Here is a 2,335-nt window from a genome sequence, read left to right as displayed (position 1 = left end):
TCACGGTTGGCCGCCAGCAGCAGCGGCCATTCCTGATCCGGGTCGTGAGAGATGACGACAGTACACACGCGCCAGTATCCTGCTGTTGTTTCCGTCAGGCCACGGGCCGGTTCAGCTCCGTGCGGGGCCCGTCTCGCCAAAGACGCGGGTGAAGGTATGGTCAAGAGAGCGCAGATGCGATGCGCTGTCCATCGCCGCGTCCAGCACCGCGGGCGGCACGCGGCCTGCCACTTCGGGGTCGGCCTCCAGATTTTCGCGGAAGGTCTTCGCATCCTTGTGGCCCAGCCGGGTCCATGTCGCCATCGCGTTGCGCTGGACGATGCGATAGGCGTCTTCGCGCAGGATTCCGGCGCGCGCCAGCGCCAGCAGCACCTCGCCCGAATGCACGACGCCGCCGAGGCTGTCGATATTGGCCTGCATCCGGTCGGGATAGACCACCAGCTTTTCCATCATGCCCGCCAGGCGCATGAGCGCGAAATCAAGGCCGATCGTGCCATCGGGGCAGATATTGCGCTCGACCGAGGAATGGCTGATGTCGCGCTCGTGCCACAGGGCCACGTTTTCCAGCGCGGGAATGACGTGCGAACGCACGAGCCGCGCAAGGCCGGTCAGGTTTTCCGACAGGACCGGGTTGCGCTTGTGCGGCATGGCGGAGGAGCCTTCTGCCCCTTGTGGAAGAACTCTTCCGCTTCCCGCACTTCCGAACGCTGGAGGTGACGCACCTCGGTCGCGAGCCGTTCGATTCCACTGGCGATGACCGCCAGCGCGCAGAAATAGGCCGCGTGCCGGTCACGCGGGATCACCTGGGTCGAGACATCCTCCGGCTTCAGGCCCAGCTTTCCGGCCACATATTCCTCCACGCGCGGATCGATATGCGCGTAGGTGCCCACCGCGCCGGAAATGGCGCAGACGGCCACCTCCTCCCGCGCGCGGAGCAGGCGGGCGCGGTTGCGGGCGAATTCGGCGTAATGACCGGCCAGTTTCAGCCCGAAGGATGTCGGCTCGGCATGGATGGCGTGGCTGCGGCCGATGGTCAGGGTATACTTATGCTCGAACGCGCGCCGCTTCAGCGCCGCCAGCACCGCGTCCAGATCCTCCAGCAGCAGATCGGTCGCCTGCACCATCTGCACCGACAGGCAGGTATCCAGCACATCGGACGATGTCATGCCCAGATGCACGAAGCGGCTGTCGGGGCCGATCTTCTCGGCAAGCCAGGTCAGGAAGGCAATGACATCATGCCGGGTTTCGGCCTCGATCTCGTCGATGCGGTCAAGGTCGGCCTGGCTGAAGGCGGCCATCGCGGCATCGCCCTTTTCACGGATGGTCCGGGCGGATTCAGCGGGAATCGCGCCGTATTCCGCCATGGCCTCGCAGGCCAGGGCCTCGATCTCGAACCAGATGCGGTAGCGGTTCTCGGGCGACCAGATGGCGGCCATGACGGGGCGGGTATAGCGCGGTACCATGTTCTCGGGCTTCCTTAACTCAGCGACACAATCGGGATCAGGCCGCCTTCCTACCCAATTCTGTCGCGTGCGTCTTCCTTAATTCACGCCCGTTTCATCACGCGGCCGCCATCATCTGTCATCACACGCGCGATTGCATGATGTGGGTGGAGAACGGCATAAAGAAGTCGTGAAGCCCCGGCCCGTTCACGCACCCCCATCTGTCAGGATCATAGCCGCCCATGTCCGTCATTTTTTCTCCCTCCGCCCTTTACGCACTGGCCCAGGTCATCCTGATCGATGTCACGCTTGCGGGGGACAATGCCGTCGTGGTGGGGATGGCGGTGCGCAACCTGCCCCACCGCGCGCGCCGAATCGCCATCCTGTGGGGGGTGCTGGGGGCGGCGCTCATCCGTATCTGCCTGGCGCTGGTCGCGGTCAGGCTGCTGGCCATCATCGGGCTGACGCTGGCGGGGGGGCTGCTGCTGCTGTGGGTCTGCTGGCGCATGTACCGCGAAATGCATGGCCCGGCCCATGCCGAAGATGGTACACAGGCCCCCGCATCGCTGCGCAGCGCCATTATCCGCATTATCGTGGCCGACCTGTCCATGAGCCTTGATAATGTCCTGGCTGTTGCGGGGGCGGCGGGAGAACATATAGGTGTTCTGGTAACGGGACTGGTCATTTCGGTGGCGCTGATGGCCGTGGCGGCGGCGCTGATCGCACGGCTGCTGGAGCGGTACCGCTGGATTTCATGGATCGGGCTGCTGGTGGTGCTGGTCGTGGCGATTGAACTGATCGTGAAGGGTGGCGGCGAGGTCTGGACACATATGGGTGCCGCGTAATGATCCCGCGCGCCTGCCACTGGCTGGCCAGGGCGACGGGACTGGCGC

2 protein-coding genes and 1 pseudogene are annotated in these 2,335 nt (G+C 64.8%); 1 reads left to right on the top strand and 2 read right to left on the bottom strand.

Annotated features, from left to right (window positions below; genetic code table 11):
- Positions 1-111: 111 nt before the first annotated feature.
- Both JCM25156_RS32660 and JCM25156_RS32655 read right to left on the bottom strand, forming a co-directional pair.
- Entirely contained in the window at positions 112-648 is a 537-nt protein-coding gene (locus JCM25156_RS32660; protein WP_407637126.1) for a hypothetical protein, read from the bottom strand.
- Positions 649-1,436: pseudogene (locus JCM25156_RS32655) on the bottom strand (lyase family protein); the annotation flags it as partial.
- Between the two features lie 248 nt (positions 1,437-1,684).
- Between JCM25156_RS32655 and JCM25156_RS13990 the strand changes: the two are divergent.
- The gene (locus tag JCM25156_RS13990; RefSeq protein ID WP_025813578.1) at positions 1,685-2,287 is read left to right on the top strand and encodes a YjbE family putative metal transport protein; all 603 of its coding nucleotides are present in this window, start codon (positions 1,685-1,687) and stop codon (positions 2,285-2,287) included.
- Positions 2,288-2,335 lie beyond the last annotated feature (48 nt).

The organism is Komagataeibacter kakiaceti JCM 25156 (assembly GCF_000613305.1).
This window is presented reverse-complemented; position numbering and strand designations above follow the sequence as displayed.